General features: G+C 66.5%; 16 protein-coding genes. 11 read left to right on the forward strand and 5 right to left on the reverse strand.

Annotated features, from left to right (window positions below):
• The 8 genes from E6K76_07795 to E6K76_07830 all read left to right on the forward strand — a co-directional run bounded on the left by E6K76_07795 (position 1) and on the right by E6K76_07830 (position 8,794).
• Positions 1–1,488: an aldehyde dehydrogenase family protein gene (locus E6K76_07795; protein ID TMQ58403.1), complete on the forward strand. Its 1,488-nt coding sequence runs from the start codon at positions 1–3 to the stop codon at positions 1,486–1,488.
• Between the two features lie 4 nt (positions 1,489–1,492).
• Positions 1,493–1,744, forward strand: coding sequence for a hypothetical protein (locus E6K76_07800; GenBank protein TMQ58404.1), 252 nt, complete (start codon positions 1,493–1,495; stop codon positions 1,742–1,744).
• Between the two features lie 64 nt (positions 1,745–1,808).
• Complete coding sequence (locus E6K76_07805; GenBank protein TMQ58405.1) at positions 1,809–2,624, forward strand: enoyl-CoA hydratase/isomerase family protein; 816 nt, start codon at positions 1,809–1,811, stop codon at positions 2,622–2,624.
• Positions 2,625–2,659: 35 nt separating this feature from the next.
• Positions 2,660–3,430, forward strand: coding sequence for a CoA-transferase (locus tag E6K76_07810; protein TMQ58406.1), 771 nt, complete (start codon positions 2,660–2,662; stop codon positions 3,428–3,430).
• 100 nt (positions 3,431–3,530) lie between these two features.
• Positions 3,531–4,106: a porin family protein gene (locus E6K76_07815; GenBank protein TMQ58407.1), complete on the forward strand. Its 576-nt coding sequence runs from the start codon at positions 3,531–3,533 to the stop codon at positions 4,104–4,106.
• 10 nt (positions 4,107–4,116) lie between these two features.
• Positions 4,117–4,665 (forward strand): hypothetical protein, encoded by a 549-nt coding sequence (locus tag E6K76_07820; GenBank protein TMQ58408.1) that lies wholly within the window; start codon positions 4,117–4,119, stop codon positions 4,663–4,665.
• A 119-nt stretch (positions 4,666–4,784) separates the two neighbouring features.
• The gene (locus E6K76_07825; GenBank protein ID TMQ58409.1) at positions 4,785–7,913 is read left to right on the forward strand and encodes a hypothetical protein; all 3,129 of its coding nucleotides are present in this window, start codon (positions 4,785–4,787) and stop codon (positions 7,911–7,913) included.
• Between the two features lie 92 nt (positions 7,914–8,005).
• Positions 8,006–8,794: an enoyl-CoA hydratase gene (locus tag E6K76_07830; GenBank protein ID TMQ58410.1), complete on the forward strand. Its 789-nt coding sequence runs from the start codon at positions 8,006–8,008 to the stop codon at positions 8,792–8,794.
• Between the two features lie 28 nt (positions 8,795–8,822).
• Here the strand turns inward: E6K76_07830 and pabB are convergent, their stop codons facing one another.
• Together pabB and E6K76_07840 are read right to left on the reverse strand one after the other, a co-directional pair.
• Positions 8,823–10,334 (reverse strand): aminodeoxychorismate synthase component I, encoded by a 1,512-nt coding sequence (gene pabB / locus E6K76_07835; GenBank protein ID TMQ58411.1) that lies wholly within the window; start codon positions 10,332–10,334, stop codon positions 8,823–8,825.
• Complete coding sequence (locus E6K76_07840; GenBank protein ID TMQ58451.1) at positions 10,324–11,301, reverse strand: CoA transferase subunit A; 978 nt, start codon at positions 11,299–11,301, stop codon at positions 10,324–10,326. The genes pabB and E6K76_07840 overlap by 11 nt, the downstream gene beginning before the upstream one ends.
• A gap of 204 nt (positions 11,302–11,505) precedes the next feature.
• Here E6K76_07840 and E6K76_07845 point away from each other — a divergent pair, with 204 nt between their 5' ends.
• Entirely contained in the window at positions 11,506–12,834 is a 1,329-nt protein-coding gene (locus E6K76_07845; GenBank protein TMQ58412.1) for an MFS transporter, read from the forward strand.
• Between the two features lie 26 nt (positions 12,835–12,860).
• Positions 12,861–13,349, forward strand: a complete 489-nt coding sequence (locus E6K76_07850; protein TMQ58452.1) for an OsmC family peroxiredoxin — start codon at positions 12,861–12,863, stop codon at positions 13,347–13,349.
• Here the strand turns inward: E6K76_07850 and E6K76_07855 are convergent.
• On the reverse strand, positions 13,327–14,922 hold the full coding sequence (locus tag E6K76_07855; protein TMQ58413.1) for a DUF2079 domain-containing protein: 1,596 nt from the start codon (positions 14,920–14,922) through the stop codon (positions 13,327–13,329). The two genes, E6K76_07850 and E6K76_07855, sit on opposite strands and share 23 nt — an antisense overlap.
• 44 nt (positions 14,923–14,966) lie before the next feature.
• On the opposite strand from E6K76_07855, the gene E6K76_07860 reads away from it, so the two are divergent.
• Positions 14,967–15,458: a hypothetical protein gene (locus tag E6K76_07860; GenBank protein TMQ58414.1), complete on the forward strand. Its 492-nt coding sequence runs from the start codon at positions 14,967–14,969 to the stop codon at positions 15,456–15,458.
• A gap of 36 nt (positions 15,459–15,494) precedes the next feature.
• On the opposite strand, the gene E6K76_07865 is transcribed toward E6K76_07860, so the two are convergent.
• Positions 15,495–16,244, reverse strand: coding sequence for an SDR family oxidoreductase (locus tag E6K76_07865; GenBank protein ID TMQ58415.1), 750 nt, complete (start codon positions 16,242–16,244; stop codon positions 15,495–15,497).
• An 85-nt stretch (positions 16,245–16,329) separates the two neighbouring features.
• On the reverse strand, positions 16,330–16,872 hold the full coding sequence (locus tag E6K76_07870; GenBank protein ID TMQ58416.1) for a hypothetical protein: 543 nt from the start codon (positions 16,870–16,872) through the stop codon (positions 16,330–16,332).
• Positions 16,873–16,877: the final 5 nt, after the last annotated feature.

A 16,877-nucleotide genomic window follows, 5' to 3' on the forward strand; every position in this document is an offset into this window, starting at 1 on the left:
ATGGCGCGCATGAACCCGACCGAAACCCTGCCCAAACCCGCCCTCGCTTCCGGCGGCCGCATGCTGATCGGCGGCGACTGGCGCGAAGCGCAGTCGGGCAAGCGCTTCCGCACGCTGAACCCGGCCACCGGGGACACGCTCCTCGAAGTCGCGGAAGGGGACGCGCCCGATGTGGATCTCGCGGTTCAAGCCGCGCGGCGGGCGCTCGACGGGCCATGGGGAAAAATGTCCGCCTCGGAGCGGGGGCGGCTCCTCTGGAAGCTGGGCGATCTTGTGAACGAGAAAGCCGCCGAAGTAGCCCAGCTCGAGACGCTCGATACCGGGAAGGCGATCTGGGAGTCCTCGAAAATCGACGTGCCGCTCAGCGCGGACACGTTCCACTACTACGCTGGCGCCGCGACCAAGCTCGAAGGGCGGACGATCCCGGTCAGCGGGCCTTACCTGAACTACACCCTCCTCGAGCCGCTGGGCGTCGTGGGGCTCATCGTTCCGTGGAATTTCCCGCTGCTCCTCGCGGCGCGCAAGGTGGCTCCCGCGCTCGCCGCGGGAAACGCCGCAATCTTAAAACCGGCCGAGGAGACGCCTCTTTCCGCGCTCCGGCTGGGCGAGCTTGCGTTGGAAGCGGGAATCCCGCCCGGCGTGCTCAACGTCGTGCCGGGGCTCGGGCCGACGGCGGGGGCCGCGCTCGTCGCGCACCCGGGCGTCCAGGGGATCGCCTTCACGGGCGAGACGACAACGGGCCAGCTCATCATGCAGAACGCCGCGCGCACTCTGAAGAAGATCTCGCTCGAGCTGGGTGGGAAATCCCCCAACATCGTGTTCGCGGACGCGGATCTCGAGTCGGCGGCCCGCGGATCGATCTTCGCCATCTTCTACAACAAGGGCGAGGTTTGCACGGCGGGGTCGCGGCTCTTCGTGGAGAAAGGGATCCATGACGCGATGCTCGAAAAGGTGATCGACCGCGCGCAGAAGTTTCCCCAGGGAGATCCGTTCGATCCCAAGACCCGGCTCGGCGCCCAGACCTCGGAGGCCCAGATCGAGAAGATCGCCCGGTACGTCGACATCGGCAAGAAGGAGGGCGCGAAGCTTGTCCTGGGGGGCGAGCCGGCGCGCGTCGGAAACGGCCGCGGATACTTCTGGAAACCGACCATCTTCGACAACGTCACGAACAGCATGACGATCGCGCGCGAGGAGATCTTCGGACCCGTGCTCTCCGTGATCGCCTTCGATGATTTCGACCGGGCGCTCGAGGAGGCGAACGATTCCTTCTACGGCCTGAGCGCCGCCGTCTGGACGCGCGATATCAAGAAGGCGCACCACGCCGCCCGGCTGCTCCAAACGGGAACCGTGTGGATCAATACCTACAACCTCTACGACGCGGCCTCTCCGTACGGCGGCACCAAGGGATCCGGGTTCGGCCGCGAGTCCGGCATGCAGGGGCTCGACTTCTACACCCAGACCAAGAGCGTCTGGGTGGACCTGGGCTGACCCGATGGTCGACGTGCTCGTCGAGCGGCGCGAGGCGTTCGAGAACACCGGCCGTGACTCCGGCGTGCGGGCGATCGTGGTCACCGGAGCACTGGCCGAAATCAAGCGCTCGGTCAGGGCCTCGCTCGGCTATACTCTCGAGCAGGCGCTCGAACGGGAGATTGAAGCCCAAGAGCGCTGCTGGAGCTCGAAGGACGCTCGTGAGGGCTTCGCCGCATTTCTCGCGAAACGCGAGCCGCGCTACGAAGGCCGCTGAGGCGGCGTAGACCGCGGAGGCCACGAGGAGCTTGAATCCCATCCCGAAGAAGGAGGGTCCACCCGTGACACCCGAGACGCAGACTCTTCCGGCCGCGGGGACGCGGGTTCTCTACCGCGTCGAAAACGGCATCGCGATTTTCGAGCTGAACGACCCGCCCGCGAACACGTACACCTACGAGATGATGCGCGACCTGGACGACGCGATCTTGAAGGCGCGCTTCGATCCCGGCGTCCACGTGATCCTGATCCGCGGCGCGGGCGACAAGTTCTTCTGCGCGGGCGCGAACATCAAAATGCTTCAGACCGCGGATCCAACGTTCAAGTATTTCTTCTGCCTCCACGCCAACGAAACGCTGAACCGCCTCGAGCAAACGCCGAAGCTCGTCATCGCCGCCATCAACGGGCATTGCGTGGGGGGCGGTCTCGAGATCGCCATGGCGGCCGATATCCGAATCGCGAAGCGGAACGCCGGAAAGATCGGCCTTCCCGAGGTGACGCTGGGGGTGCTTCCCGGCACCGGCGGAACGCAGCGGATGGGGCGCCTGGTCGGCAAATCGCGGGCGATCGAGCTGATGGCGACCGGATCCACGTTCTCCTTCGAGGACGGGGAGCGCTACGGGCTCGTGAACCACGTGTACGAGGCGGAAGACTTCGATGCGAAGGTCATGGAATACGCGCGCCAGTTCGTCCCGCCCGGCAAAGCCGCGAGGGCCGTCGGCCGGATCAAGCGCTCCGTGCAGTCGGGGCTCGAGGTGGCGTTCAGCGAAGCGCTCGCGATCGAGCGCGAGCTTCAGCAGCAGCTCTTCACGAGCGAGGACGCGCGCGAGGGGCTGAACGCCTACGTGGAGAAGCGCCCGCCCAAGTTCAGCGGCAAGTAGCCGGGCCGCGCGCGGTCACGCGTCCCGGATGGTGAATGCGTAGCCTTGCGCCGCGCGAGCGGATGGTCCTCCGTGCGGCGCGCGAGATCCAGGAGGGGGAGACCGTGTTCGTGGGAACGCGGCTCCCCCTTCTTGCGTACCTGGTCGCGAAAGACACCCACGCCCCCCATGCCGTCGCGCTCTATGAAAACGGCCTCATCCGGGAGGAAGCCGCCCGCGAGCTCCTGTTCACGATGGGCGATCCGCCGAACATCCTGAACGCGACTTCGGCCTCCACAACGCTCGACGTCATGGGCATGATGCAGGCGGGGCGCGTCGATCTGGGGCTGCTCGGCGGGGCGGAGGTGGATCGATTCGGCAACGTCAATTCAACGGAAGTCGAGGACCCATCAGGGCACTTGACTCGCCTCCCGGGGAGCGGCGGCGCCGCGGACATCGCCTCGCTCGCTCGCCGGACGGTGATTCTCATCCCGCACGAGAAACGCAGATTGGTGGAGCGGGTGCGTTTTCGCACCAGCCCCGGATATGGGGACGGACCGGGCTTCCGCGAGGGAGCCGGCCTGCCGCCCGGCGGTCCCACAGCGATCGTCACGACGCACGCGGTATTCCGCTTCGATCGCGCCATCGCCGAGGCGTACCTGTACGAGATCTTTCCGGGCGTCACGGTGGATCACGTCCTCGTGGACATGAGCTGGTCGCCGCGGATCGCTCAGCCGCTCGGCATGACGCGTCCATTCTCCGAGGGGGAAATCGGATCGCTCCGTCGAATCGACCCGGATGGCTTCTGGACCGGCGGGCGCGGTTGACATGTTACCTCCGGGGCCCCGCTCCATCGTTGACGATTGCGCCTCGCCCGCGCCGGTGCTAGAGTCCGTCGCCTCTCCATCGCCACCACAGGGGGAAATCATGAAACGAATCTTCGCGTTAACTCTGCTCGGCCTGGTCGTGGCGGGTGGGGCGGCCCAGGCTGGACCCGTCGGCGTCAGCATCGGCGTCTTCGGCGGCCTGACCATCCCCGTCTTACAGGATGTATCGACCAGCTCGTTCAGCCCCGGAGACGCGTTCGGCGCAACCGGCTCCCAGTTCGGGATCCGCGTGCCGGTGCGCGCCATCCCCGTGATCACCTTCGAGCCTTATTACGCGAAGTCCTCGTATAAGGATCGCGACGAGACGATCGGCGGGATCACCTATACGCGCGAGGGGTTCGACGGAAAGTCGTTCGGGCTGAACGCGATTCTCGGCAGGCCGGACGGGAGCGGATTCCACTTCTTCCCCTACATCGGACTCGGCAAGACCAAGCTAGAGCGCACCGGGGAGGAAATCAACAAGACCGGCTACAACTTCGGCCTCGGGCTCGGGCTTTCGCCGGCGGCCAAGATTTCCGTCCAGGCTCGTGGGGAGTTCGCGATGGTGGCAACCGGCGATACGTCGCGTAAATTCACGAACGCGACCCTCGGCTTGACCTACAGCCTCAAACCCTGAAAGGGCACCCATGAGACGCTATGGATGGATGATCCTGGCCCTCGGGCTGGGGCTGACGACCGGGGGATGCATTCTCACCTCGGGTCAGATTCAGGTTACCTTCGATCTACCCAACTTCACCGCGAGCAGCACGACCGGAATCGATGGAACCACGATCGATCTCAATTCCGAGAAGGAGTACAAGGACAACAAGGATAAGCTCAAGGATCTCTCCGACCTCGCGGTCTTGGGAAAGTTCACCAACAACTCCGCGAGCGCGGTGAACGTCGATGTCTGGATGACCACGACCCCTTCGAACCACGCGACCGAAGCGGCGCTCATGGCCGATCCCACCCGGATCAAGGTATGGGGGCCGTTCCAGGTCGCGCCCTCGGCGACCAAAGTGATCGACTGGAATCAATCGGCGTTGCTCTTCTCGACGGCAGGCAAAGCCGCGCTCCTGGGCGAGGCGAAGGGAGACGGGCAATTCACCTTGTACGTGGTCGGGCCCGCGGGGGCGTCCTATGATTTCAGCGTGGCCAATGGGGCCCTGGTGCTGGTGATCGACGTGGGCATCTAATCGGCTTCGAAGCTGGGTTCGGCGCCGGGTCCCGACGGACCCGGCGCTTTTTTTGTTGGCCCGCCGGGTTTAGACTCCCGGCATCCCCTTCCGTCAGCCAGGCCCACGTCGGAGGAAGCTTGCGCCCGCGCGTTCGATCCTACCGAGCCTTGGTTCCCCTGCTCGGCGTGCTCCTCGCCCCGCAAGCGCTCGCCGTGCCGTTCGTGACCCAAACCGTCGACTCGCTCGGGATCCGTGGCAACCACAACTCCCTGGCGCTCGATTCGCGCCAGGATGCGCATATCGCCTACGCCGGCGCGGGCCGCCTCTTGTACGCGTCTCAGCACGACACCACGTGGGCGGTCGAAACAGCCGACTCCTCCGGCAACCTGGGCTACTACACGTCGCTCGCTCTCGACGGAGCCGACGTCCCCCATATCAGCTACTTCGATCTCGACCATGAGGACCTGCGCTATGCCACGAAGGTGTCCGGATCCTGGATCACCCAGGTCGTCGATTCGGCCGGAAGCGTGGGGCATTACAGCTCGATCGCGCTGGATTCCGGCGGGAATCCAAGGATCACGTACTACGACAAGACGCACGGGGACTTGAAATACGCGGCGATGGCGGGCGGCGTGTGGACCATCGAGACGGTGGATTCAGTCGGCGACGTGGGGTTTTACACCTCGCTGGCGCTCGACGCCCTCGGCGACCCGAGCGTCAGCTACTCGGACATCGGGAGCGGAGGGCTCAAGTACGCGCACAAGGCGGAGGGTACGTGGACCATCCAGACCGTGGACCCAGGCGCCACGATCGGGGCGTACTCCTCCCTCGCGCTCGAATCGTCCGGCCGGGCCCATATCAGCTACGCCGACCTCGGGAGCCAAAACCTCAAATACGCCACGGAAAATGGCGCTGGATGGTTCATCGACACGGTGGATGGGAGCGGTTCGGTAGGCTATTACACCTCGATTCAGCTCGCCGGGGGAACGAGCCCGCGAATCAGCTACATCGATCTCGCACACAAGACGCTTCTCTACGCGGCGCGCGCGGGGTTCGGCTGGAATATCGAGACGGTGGACCAGGTGACGCAGGCCTCCTTCTACACATCCCTCAAGCTCGACCGCGAGGACAACCCGAAGATCAGCTACTACGACAACGAGAAAGGCGACCTCAAGTTCGCCGATTCGGCGGTTCGCCTCCTCGCACCCAAAGGGGGCGAGCGCTGGCCCTCCGGGAGCACCCAGCGGGTGGTCTGGACCGGGATCGGACCGGTCGAAGTTCAGCTCTCTCAGGACGGCGGCGTGAGCTACACCCCGGCCCTGCCTTCCCCCGTGGCGGAGCACGAGGTCTCTGTCCCGGTGCCATCGTGGACGACGACCCAGGGCCGGGTGAGGATTGTCAGGAGCTCGCCCCGGTCCTCGTCGGCAAGCCCGGGATTCCTCACGATCGCACCCGGCATCACCTCGCCTTGGTGGGTGAAGACCGTCGACGCTTTGGGTTCCACGGGATTCAATCCCTCGCTCCGCCTGACCGCGGCGGGAACCCCGCGAATCGCATACTGGGATCAGTCGGCACGCGCGGTCCGGTTCGCATCGCGCGTCGCCGGGGTCTGGAATCTCGAAACCGTGGACGTCACCGGCGGATCGATCACGGCCACGCCTCTCGCGATCAACGCCTTCGGGGTTCCCTCGATCGCGTACTTCGACAACGCAGTGCGGCAGCTCAGATATGCGGTCCGGTTGGAAGGCGCGTGGTCGAGCGAGGGCGTGCGAACGCTGACCGCCGTGGGCGAACATTGCTCGCTGGCGCTCGACTCGTATGCAAGGCCGCGGATCGCCTATTACGAAAGCTCGCCGGCCCGGCTTGTCCTCGCCGCGCAATTCGGCGATTCATGGGCCACGGAGGACGTCGACGCCGGAACCGATGTCGGCCTCATGAACTCGCTCGCGCTCGACAGTATCGGATATCCGTACATCAGCTACTACGACGCCGCCCATCAGGACCTGAAATTCGCCTCCAAGACGAGCGGGACGTGGGTGATCGAGACGGTCGATGCGGCCGGGAACGTCGGAGCCTATTCCTCGCTCGTGCTGGACGCCGACCGAAATCCGCACGTGAGCTACATCGACGTCGCGAACGGATATTTGAAATACGCCACCAAAGCGGGGGGCCCGTGGACGATCGAGACGGTGGACTTCGGAGGGCACGTCGATGGATCCACGTCCATTGCTCTCGACGGCAGCGGCCAGCCGCAGATCGCCTACTATGACGCCGCCGCCGCGCGGCTCCGCTATGCGTCCCGGTCCGCGGGGGCCTGGATCACGGAGACCATCGACCCGACCGCGGGCGGAGGGAGGCTGAGCTCCCTCGTCTTGGACGCGGACGGAAGTCCACGGATCGCCTTCCTGCACGTTCTCTCAAGCGATCTGCGCTACGCCTCGGGCGCGATCGAGCTTTCCACTCCGGCGACCGCGGTGGTATGGCCCGTGGGAGCGAATCGGGTCGTGCGCTGGGATGGAACCGGACTCGCGGACCTCTCGATCTCGACCGACGGTGGGGCCTCCTTCCAGACGATCGCGCCCGGGATCAGCGGAGGCGCCTATACGCTGCTCGTGCCACGGTCTCCGTCGACGCAATGCCGCATCCGGGTCCAACGCTCGCTCCCATACTCCGCTTCGTTCTCCGAATCCTTGTTTCAGATCAGGGCGGGCGTGGATCTCGTGACCTTCCGCGCGGACCCCGTGCCGTTCGAGGCGGGCGCGCTCGTCACGTGGAGAACCAACCCGGATATCATCGATCTCGCGGGGTACCGGCTCGAGAAGTCGGTGGGCCCGGGCGGCTTCGCCTCGGTCCTCGCGCTCACGCGCGAGCTCTCCTACCGCGATCCCGGGGCCGGTCCGTCCACCCGGTACCGGCTGACCGCGGTGAACGGCCTGGGGGATGACCTACTCCTGGGAGAAGCCGACTTCCTGCCCCAAAAACCGCTCGCTGTGGGACCGCTGCCGTACCGCGGCGGGAATCTGACGATTTCCTTCGCGTCCTCCGGCGGGCCCGGGGGCACATCCGCGCCAGCCGTAGTGGCCTTGTACGACGTCCGCGGCCGCTTGGTGCGCACGATCGTGCGCGGCGGGTACCCGTCCGGCTTCCAAAGCGCCGGGTGGAACGGCAAGGACGACGGCGGTCGTCGCGTCGCCTCCGGGATCTATTTCTTGAAATCGGCGAGCGGCGGGCACGAGGAAACGATCAAGATTTCGGTGCTTCGATGAGCGCGGTTGCCGGCGATCGCTGACCCCGGTCGCACGCTCGCGCCCGGAGATCCGTCCGGAGCCTCCCGGCCGCAGTAGGCTCGGATTCTATCGTGTGCTACGGTAGGAGCATGGCCGAGCGCGAAGTCGTCAGCTACATCTTGGAAGACCGTGTGGGCCGCGTCACGCTCGACCGCCCGCCGCTTCACATCCTGGATCTCGCAACGATCCGTGAATACTCGGCCGCTCTGAGCCGCGTCGAGCGCGACCGTGCCGTGGTGTGCATCCTCGGCGCCGGGGGGGACAAGGCCTTTTCCGCGGGGGTGGATATCGCGGACCATACGCGGGAGAAGGCCCCCGCGATGCTCGAGCAGTTCCATGGCCTGATCCGAAAAGTAAGGCGTCTCGAATGCGTCACGATCGCGGCCGTTCGAGGGATGGCATTGGGCGGCGGTTTCGAGCTGGCGCTCGCATGCGACATGATCGTCGCGGAAGAGGGAGCGACCTTCGGTGTCCCGGAGATCTGGCTCGGATGTTTTCCCCCGGTCGCGGCCGCGGTCCTCCCGAGGCACATCGCGCCTCAGAAGGCCTACGAGCTGGTCCTGAGCGGCGAGCCGATCACGGCGGCGGAGGCGACCCAGATGGGGCTCGTCAATGCGCTCGCGGCCCGCGGAAAGCTCGAGGAGACGCTCGATCGGTTCGTGGCGCGATTCACGGAGAAAAGCGGCGCCGCCCTGCGTGTTGCCAAGCGCGCCCTTCGGGTCTCGGAAGACGCCGCTTTCGGGGCGGCGCTCGAAGCGATCGAGCGGTTGTACCTGGACGAGCTCATGCGCACGCACGACGCGGAGGAGGGCATCCGGGCATTCCTGGAGCGACGCCAGCCGAAATGGGAAGACGGGTGAGCCGCCGCGGCCACGCGGCAGGCGGCCACTAGGCCTCCCAGCGCACCCCCAGCGACCGCATCATCCCGCGCGCTTTGACCAGCGTTTCCTCGTATTCCCCCTCCGGCGTCGAGTCGGCGACGATGCCGCCCCCCGCGTGAAACGACGCCGTCCCCGCTTCGACCACGATCGTCCGGATCGCGATACTGAAGTCGCAGGCGCCGCCTACGTCCCAATAGCCGATCGCGCCGGTGTAGAGCCCCCGCCGCGTCGGCTCGAGGATGTCGATGATTTCGACCGCGCGTATCTTGGGAGCGCCCGTGATCGACCCGCCCGGGAACATGGCGCGGATCACGTCGACCGGGCCCGCGTCTTCGCGCAACGTGCCCTCCACCCTCGAGACCAGGTGATGCACGTCGGCATAGCTCGCGACCTCGCAGAGGGAGGAAACCTGGACGCTCCCGATTTCGCAGATCCTGCCCAGGTCGTTCCGCTCGAGATCCACGATCATCACATTTTCGGCGCGGTCCTTGGCGCTTGCCTGGAGCGCCGAGGCAAGCGCGGCATCCTCACGAGGCGTCGAGCCGCGCGGCCGGGTCCCCTTGATCGGCCAGGTCTCGATCCGGTTCCCCTCGATCCGGAAAAACCGTTCGGGAGAGGAAGAGGCGATCGCCGCGCCCGGCATCGTGAGAAACGCGGAGAATGGGGCGGGCGATTCCTCGCGCAGCGAGCGGAAGAGAAGGGCCGGGTCCGGCGCCGACGTGAGCTGGAAGCGCTGCGCGAGGTTTACCTGGTAGACATCCCCCGCCGCGATATGCTCGAGCGCCCGCTCGACGACTCGGCAGTAGCCGTCTCGCGTGAAGTTGGACTCCACCCGGACCGGGACCGCGGCGCCGACCGGCGGCGCCTGCGCCGCGCGGGCGGGGGGCGCGGCTCCGCCGGCCGCGGAAGATGCTCCGACGATCCGCTCCCATTGACGCGTCAACCGCGCCTCCGCGCACGCTTCACGCGAGCGCGGGTCGGGCTCGGAGAGCCCGGTGGAGACGACCCAGCCGCGCCCGCTGCCTCGGTCCCACGCCCACGCGACATCGTAGAATCCGAGCGAAAGATCCGGAAGCGAGGACTCGCGACGCGCCTTACCGGGATACCGCTCGAGCTCGTCTTTCAAATCATAGGAGAGATATCCGGCGAGACCGGATACGAACGGCAGGTTGTTCGCGCCCCCCGGGCCCGCCGACATCGACGGGGCCTCGCCGTCATGAACGGACCGCGCGGGCCACATCCGAGCCAGCGCCTCCATCCCCCTCCCCGGTTGAGCGACCGCTCCGCCGCCGGCCAGCTTCCATAGCGTGCCGCCGCGCAACTCGAGGCGCCAGGCCGGCTCGAACGCGAGGATCGTCCAGCGCGCGCCCTCATCCACCGTTCCGAGCGACTCGAAGAGCACCGTGTAGGGCTCTCGCTCGACCGCGGTGAGCGCCTGAAGGGGCGTCAGATCGCGGGGAAGCATGCGAACGACGGGGTGGACCTGAGACCCGGTCCGCTCGGCCGCGTTAGTAGCCATAATCCACCGGTTCCGGGAAGTGGTGGTCGAGAGGAATGAGCGCCGCGACGCGCTCGTTTCCGAGACGCGCCAGGTACCCGCCGAGGCTTTCCACCCCTTCGACCCAATCCGCCCGCCAGCGCCCGTATCCCTCCGCACTCTTGGTCGCGCGGTGGTACTCCGAATAGGCCTCGTGATCCCGCCGGTAATAGCCCTGCACGGGAGAAGGGTGCGCGCCCCAGCGCGCTTCGCATACCGCGGAAACCGTGAGGCCCGGAATCACCACCCGATTCGGATCGCGCCGGATTTGCTCCGGCGTAACGATCTCCTCGGCGGTCAGGATCACCGCCCGGGCCGCCCGAACCGCGTCGGGCGTGATCCCGAGGCTCCCCCACATGATCCCGTTTCCGTGCGCATCCGCGCGTTGCACGTGCACGATTGCCGTGTCGGGAACGAGCGGCCGTACGGCGAGGACCGGCTCGCCTCCGAGCGGGCTCGCGACCGGCTGGAGATAGGGATTCCGCGCGATCAGGTCCGTCCCCAGCGCCGAGCGCGTCGGGAGGAACGGCGCCCCGATCGCGGCCGCGTGGAGGGCAAGCGCCAGGGTGAAATTCGAGAACTCGACCACTTCGAGCGGCCGCGGCTCGCCGTGTTCCACCGCCCGCCGGAAGCAGTACGCCGAGCCCATCATCACGTTTCCCACCCAGGCGGCCACCACGCGCCGCGCGAGCCCCGCGCCGATGAGTTGGTCGAAGCAGATGTCCGAAACGGGGCCGATCAGGGAAAGGTCCCCGATCTTGCGGCGGATGATCTCGTGGGTGGCCGCGAACGGAATCATTTGCTCGAGGCACGTGCCGAGCACGATCGAGGCGCCGGGCCGGACGAAGCGCTCGATCGCGTCGCCGAGCGGCAGCAGCTTCTCCCGACCGCGATGGTGCGGTAGCGCGTCCGGCCGCTCGGCCGCACGCCTCGGGGCCAGGTCGTCCATCCGGATGTCATGCGTCTTCGCCATCCCTAGGAGCCTGCCGTCGGCTTTTCCCTGACGAGCGCCGCTTCGCGCCAGCAGGAATGCTCTAAATTCACCGATCATCGATCGATCCTCCGAGGTGGAAACGATCTCCCCGTCCGCGTATCCTGCGCTCGCGCCCTGCGTCATCGAATGATCACCCGGGCCGCATGAAATCTACCAGACATGCTCCGATGGCTCGACAGCGTCTTTCCCCGCCGCGCCCTCTTCCAAAGGGACCGCCGTCTCCTGCACCTATTCCTCGGCCGCGTTCTTGCGTCGACCGGGTTCGCGATCGTCATCCCGTTCCTGAGCCTTTACCTGCACGGCGAGCGGCACGTCCCGATGAGCGCCGTCGGCGCGATCTTCTTTTTTGCGGCGCTCGCGGGCGCCCTGGGGCAGGTCGTCGGAGGGGAACTGACAGACAGGCTGGGGCGGAAGGTGGTGATCGTCGGAACCCAGATCGTCCGCGCCGGCGCCTTCGTCGCGCTCGGCGCCGCGGTGCTCGTGCACGCGCCGATCATCTGGTTCGGTCTGCTCACCGCGGTGAGCGCCCTGGCCGGCCGCGCCTTCGAGCCCCCTTCCGGCGCGATGGTCGCGGACATCGCGGCGGGAAGCGCGCGCAGCGAGTACTACGCGATTCTTCGCATCGGGGGAAACCTCGGCTGGGCGCTCGGCCCCGCGATCGGCGGCTTTCTCGCCGCGCTCTCCTACCCGACGCTCTTCATGATCGCTGCGTTGGTGCTCCTCGCGTCGGGGGTATTCATGGCGGTCAAAGTCGAGGAGACATCCCCGCACCGCCTCACGCACTCGCTCGAGGCGCAGGAGGCGGCGACCATCCTTCCCTCTTCGCCCGGAACGGCTCCGCTCGCCCGGTTCGGCCTCGAGCAGCTGGGACATGCGCTCCGGGACGCGACCTTCGTGCGGTACTGCGTCGTCTCGCTCCTCCTCTTCACCGTGATGTCCCAGCTCATCTCGACCCTGTCGGTCTATTCGGTGCAATGGGCGGGGATCTCGAAGGTGGAGCTGGGCGCTCTCTACACCTTGAACGGCCTCATGGTTGTGTTCTTGCAATTTCCGATCGTGCGCGTTCTCACCCCGTATCGGATGACCACCGCGCTCGTCGCCGGGAGTATTCTTTACGCGCTGGGCTACGCGATGATGGGGCTCGGCCGAGGGCTGCCTCTTCTGAGCATCGCCATGTTCGTCGTAACGACCGGTGAAATCGTCACGACCCCGGCTTCGATGAACCTGGTTGCCAATTTCTCGACCGTCTCCCTCCGAGGGCGGTACATGGGTGTGTACGGCTTGTTCAATTCCTTCGGGTGGTCGATCGGTCCCCTGATCGGCGGTGTTCTGCTCGACTTGGCTTCCGGACGATCGATGCTGCTCTGGACGCCGATCGGGTGCCTGGCTCTCGTCGCGGCGGCGGGGTATTGGGATTTGAGGCGGAGGATCGATCGCGCGATGGACTTGAATTACGAGTACTCGGCGGGAGAAACCGCCACGGCGTGAACCCCGACCACGAGGAGGAGCGCAAGATGAGCGCGACGCAGACGGACCGGCATCGATTCCTATGCCGCCTGGTGTGGGCCGGCGCCGCCCAGGGACCCACCACGAGCTACGAAGGCTATTCCCGTGAATATCGAATCGACATCCCAGGGAAGCCTTCGCTTCGCGGCTCGGCAGCCGCGGCCTTTCGCGGGGACGCGACGCTCCACGACCCAGAGGACCTCCTCGTGGCCGCCCTTTCGGCGTGCCATTGCCTGAGCTACCTGGCTCTCTGCGCTCGGGCGGGCGTCCACGTCGTCTCCTACGAGGACGAGACCGAGGGCACGATGGACAAGGTGGACGGCGTCGTGCGCTTCACCGAGGTGACGCTCCATCCGAAGGTGACGCTCGCGCCCGGGTCGGACCCCGAAAAGGCCCGTGCGCTCCACGAGCGGGCGCACGCGATCTGTTTCATCGCGAACTCGGTCAACTTTCCCGTTAGGAACAAGCCCACGATCACCGCGGCGGCGCCGGTTTGACGCGCCGGAGGATGTAGAAGTTTTTCACCGAAGACCGGTTGACGTAGCGTTCTGAGGCGAGCGCACGGTCGACGATCCGTTGCGGCTCCCCCGGCGGGAGCGGCCACGCGGTCCCGTCGGTGCGCAAGACGGCATAGTCGGAGGTCAGCTCCGCGCCGTTTCGAATCAGGGACTTTTCGCGGTCGTATCCCAGAACCGGGTAAAAACAGGCCATCGCCTGGACCGACGCCGTATCTGGAATCATCCGGAGCTCAAGAAGGAAGCGCGGCCGCTCGCGTGGTATCTCGGGGTAGCTCAGGTGCGCGACGTTCAACACGACGGCGACGCATGCGGCCCCAACCGCGAAGCGCGGGGCGACGAGCCGGCGAAAGGCGGGCGAGGCCAGTCCGAACGCGCCAGCGACGGCGGAGAACGCGAGGAGCGGGATCCCGTAGTAGAGACCGAGCGCCGCCTGCTGCGCGGAACCGCTCGTCGCCGGTACGACCCACGGGATCAGGAAAAGGAGCCACCCGGCGCCGGTGAAGAATGGAGCGAAGAGAAGGCTCGTGAAAAACTTAAGATAGGGCCACGCCAGAAGCCTCTGCGTGAGCTGAATCGGGTGGGTTGCGAACCCCCAGGCGATGGGGCCCCACCCGTGGCCCCATTCGTTCCAGCGCGAGAGAAACGAGTACCCGGGCTCGCCCCCGAACGCCGGCATCGCGACCCGGAGCGCGAAGGCCGTCCACGCCAGCCCCGCCGCCGCCGTCGAGATGCCCACCACCCGCCGTTTGCCCGCGATCGCCGCAAAGAGCCCAAAGCCCGCGACGTAAAGCCCCGCATCCTCTTTGACCGCGAGCGCTAGCGCCGCCGCGACGACATATCTCCCCATGGCCCCTCGCTGGTAGCTCAGGACCATCGAGAACACGAAGAGGGGCAGAAGGCACTCCATGTGGAACACGTACAGAAGCGTTGCGATTTGGACCGGGTGGTTGAAATAGACGAGGCACGCAAGGTTCGAGGTCGCCGGGGCGACACCCGCCCGGGCCAGAATCGACCGCAGGAGGACGCCGCTCCCCCAGAGCGCGACCGGCTGGAGCACGACGAGGAGGTAGGGGGATCGAACCGCCGCGTGGACCGGAACGAGCAAGGCCAGAATCGGAGAGAAATGCTCGCTCAGGAAGCTCCGCCCCAGGACCGGCGAGTAGAGGAGCGGCTTGTGCGCGTGCGGGACGAGGGCTTCGTCGATCATCGAGAAATCGTGCGAATAGGTATGGAACGACAGGTGCTGGGTCCATGCCGCGAGCACGTAGAGGGCGAGCATCGTCGCCGACAACCACGGAAAGAAGCGCGGGTGCTCGAGGAGCGCCCGGAGCCGGGCGGCCCACGCCTGGACGAACGCCGCGCGATCCCGTCGAAGGAGCGCGAACAGGGCGAGGGCACCGAAGAGAGCCCATGTCGGCTCCCGGAAGCGCTTGAGGTGGAACGAGCCGACGTGGGTCACGTTGAGCGCCACGAGGGGAAGAACGGCCGCGCAGACGAGAGCCAGCACGAGGGCTCCCCGGCGGAGGGCGCTCAACATGATGGTATGATGCAAACCATGCCGTGGACTCGAAGTAAGCGACCGGACGGCGCCGACGAATGAGCCCGCACAGCCTAGCGGAGCAGCGGGGCACCGTAAATCGGCCGATTCAGATCTACGTCCTCGTGGCGCTCTGGGCGGTCAAAGGTTTTGAGGAGGTGTTCCGGGGCGTGATCGGCGGCGTCTTCTACATCGTCCAGCAAACGTCCCAGGGAAAACTCGACGGCTATATGCTCCACCTCGCGATCCAGAGCGCGCTCTTCGCGGCGGTGATGGCGGCGGGAAGCTTCTACGTCATGACCGCGCTCTGGCTCGGGCGCGGCGCCGCCCGGGGATGGGGAATCGCGTTCGCGCTCGTGAACGAGCTTTCCGTGTTGGCCTACCTCATCACAAGGCCCCCGGAGTTTGGAGGCGACATCCCGATTATCCGAACCGTGATCATCGCCTCGATCGTGAATTTGGGAATCGTGGGGGTCCTGCTCTTCGACGGGAACCTGGCGCGATTTCTGGGCAGCGCGCGGCTGGTCGGCGGGTGGTCTCCTCGGCGGTAGGGCCGGACCGCGTGCCGGCGGGGCCGGGCTCCGACGCTAGCCCAGCGTATAGCCCCCGTCCACGATGATCACCTGCCCCGTCACCCACGAAGCGCGGGCGGTGCAAAGAAACGCGGCCACGTTCGCGACTTCCTCCGGCGTTCCCACGCGTCCCGAAGGCGTGCGCCGGGTCGACTCCCGAATGATCTCGTCGTACGAGGGAAAGATTTTCAGGGAATCGGTGTCGATGAATCCTCCCGAAACCGCGTTCACGTTGATATTCCGCGACCCCAGCTCGTACGCGAGATAACGCACCAGGGTCTCGATCGCGGCTTTCGATACCCCGATCGCCGCGTATCCGGGGATGTAGCGGTGCGAGCCGAGAGAGGTAAGCGCCACGATCCGGCCGCCATCGGGCATCATCTTCACGGCTTCCTGGGCGCAGAAGAGCAGCGCCTTCGCGTTCGTGCTCATCGCGACATCCCACATCTTGTCGTTCACGTCGAGCACGTTTCCGAAATGCCCGAGCGCCGCATTCGAGACCAGGATGTCCACCTTGCCGAAGCCGCTCTTCAGCTCCGCGAACATCTTGGGGATCTGTTCTTCGTTCCCGACGTTCGCGCGCACGGCGAGCGCCCGGACCCCCCGCTTCTCGATCTCCTCGGCCGTCGCCTTCGCCGATTCCCGGCTGCGGAAGAAGTTGATCGCGACGTCGGCGCCCATATCGGCGAGGGCAAGGGCAATGGCGCGACCGATCCCGCGCGTGCCCCCGGTGACGAGCGCGGACTTCCCCTCCAGCTCACCCATGCCACCTCCGTGTAAGTCTTTGAATGGGCGGCAATTCTCGGGAGGCCGCGCGGGATTGTCAACGGCTAAGTAGGCCGGGCTCTATCTACGTGATGCCGCGCGCTTCGCGGGCGACCAGCGTAAGGGCGCCCTTGCCACGCCAGCCCTCCACGATCGCGATCAACCGTACCGGCGTCCCACGGTCGGGGCGGGCAAGGGAGGGCGTCATGTCCAAGGGGAAGCTCTGTCCCGTATCCCGGAGGGTGAACGTGGTGGATCCAGCAGAGGTTCTCGCGATCGTCCCTTCGGCCTCGAAGAGGACGTCGACCAAGGTCAGATCATGGAGCCGGTTTTCCGCGAGGCGCCGGATCACGTCGCGGAGCGGGACAGGACGCGGTTTGGGGTAGCGCACTTCCACCGCTTCGGTCGAAACACGCGCTTCTCCTCCGCCGGAGCCGGCGCGCGCCATTTGCCGGATCGTGGCCCGGCAGTGAGAGCACGAGGTGCAGCCCCGAAGCGCCAGATAGATGCGCGCGAAAGGGACCGGTGGTTCGGTGGCGCGTGAACCCCCCGCGGAGGCGTGCGCCGTGAAGACGAGCGCCGCGATGGCGCCGATCAGAATCGAGCTGCGGAAGCGAGCGCGGATCATCGGGG

This window comes from Candidatus Eisenbacteria bacterium (genome assembly GCA_005893275.1).
Lineage (GTDB): Bacteria > Eisenbacteria > RBG-16-71-46 > SZUA-252 > SZUA-252 > WS-7.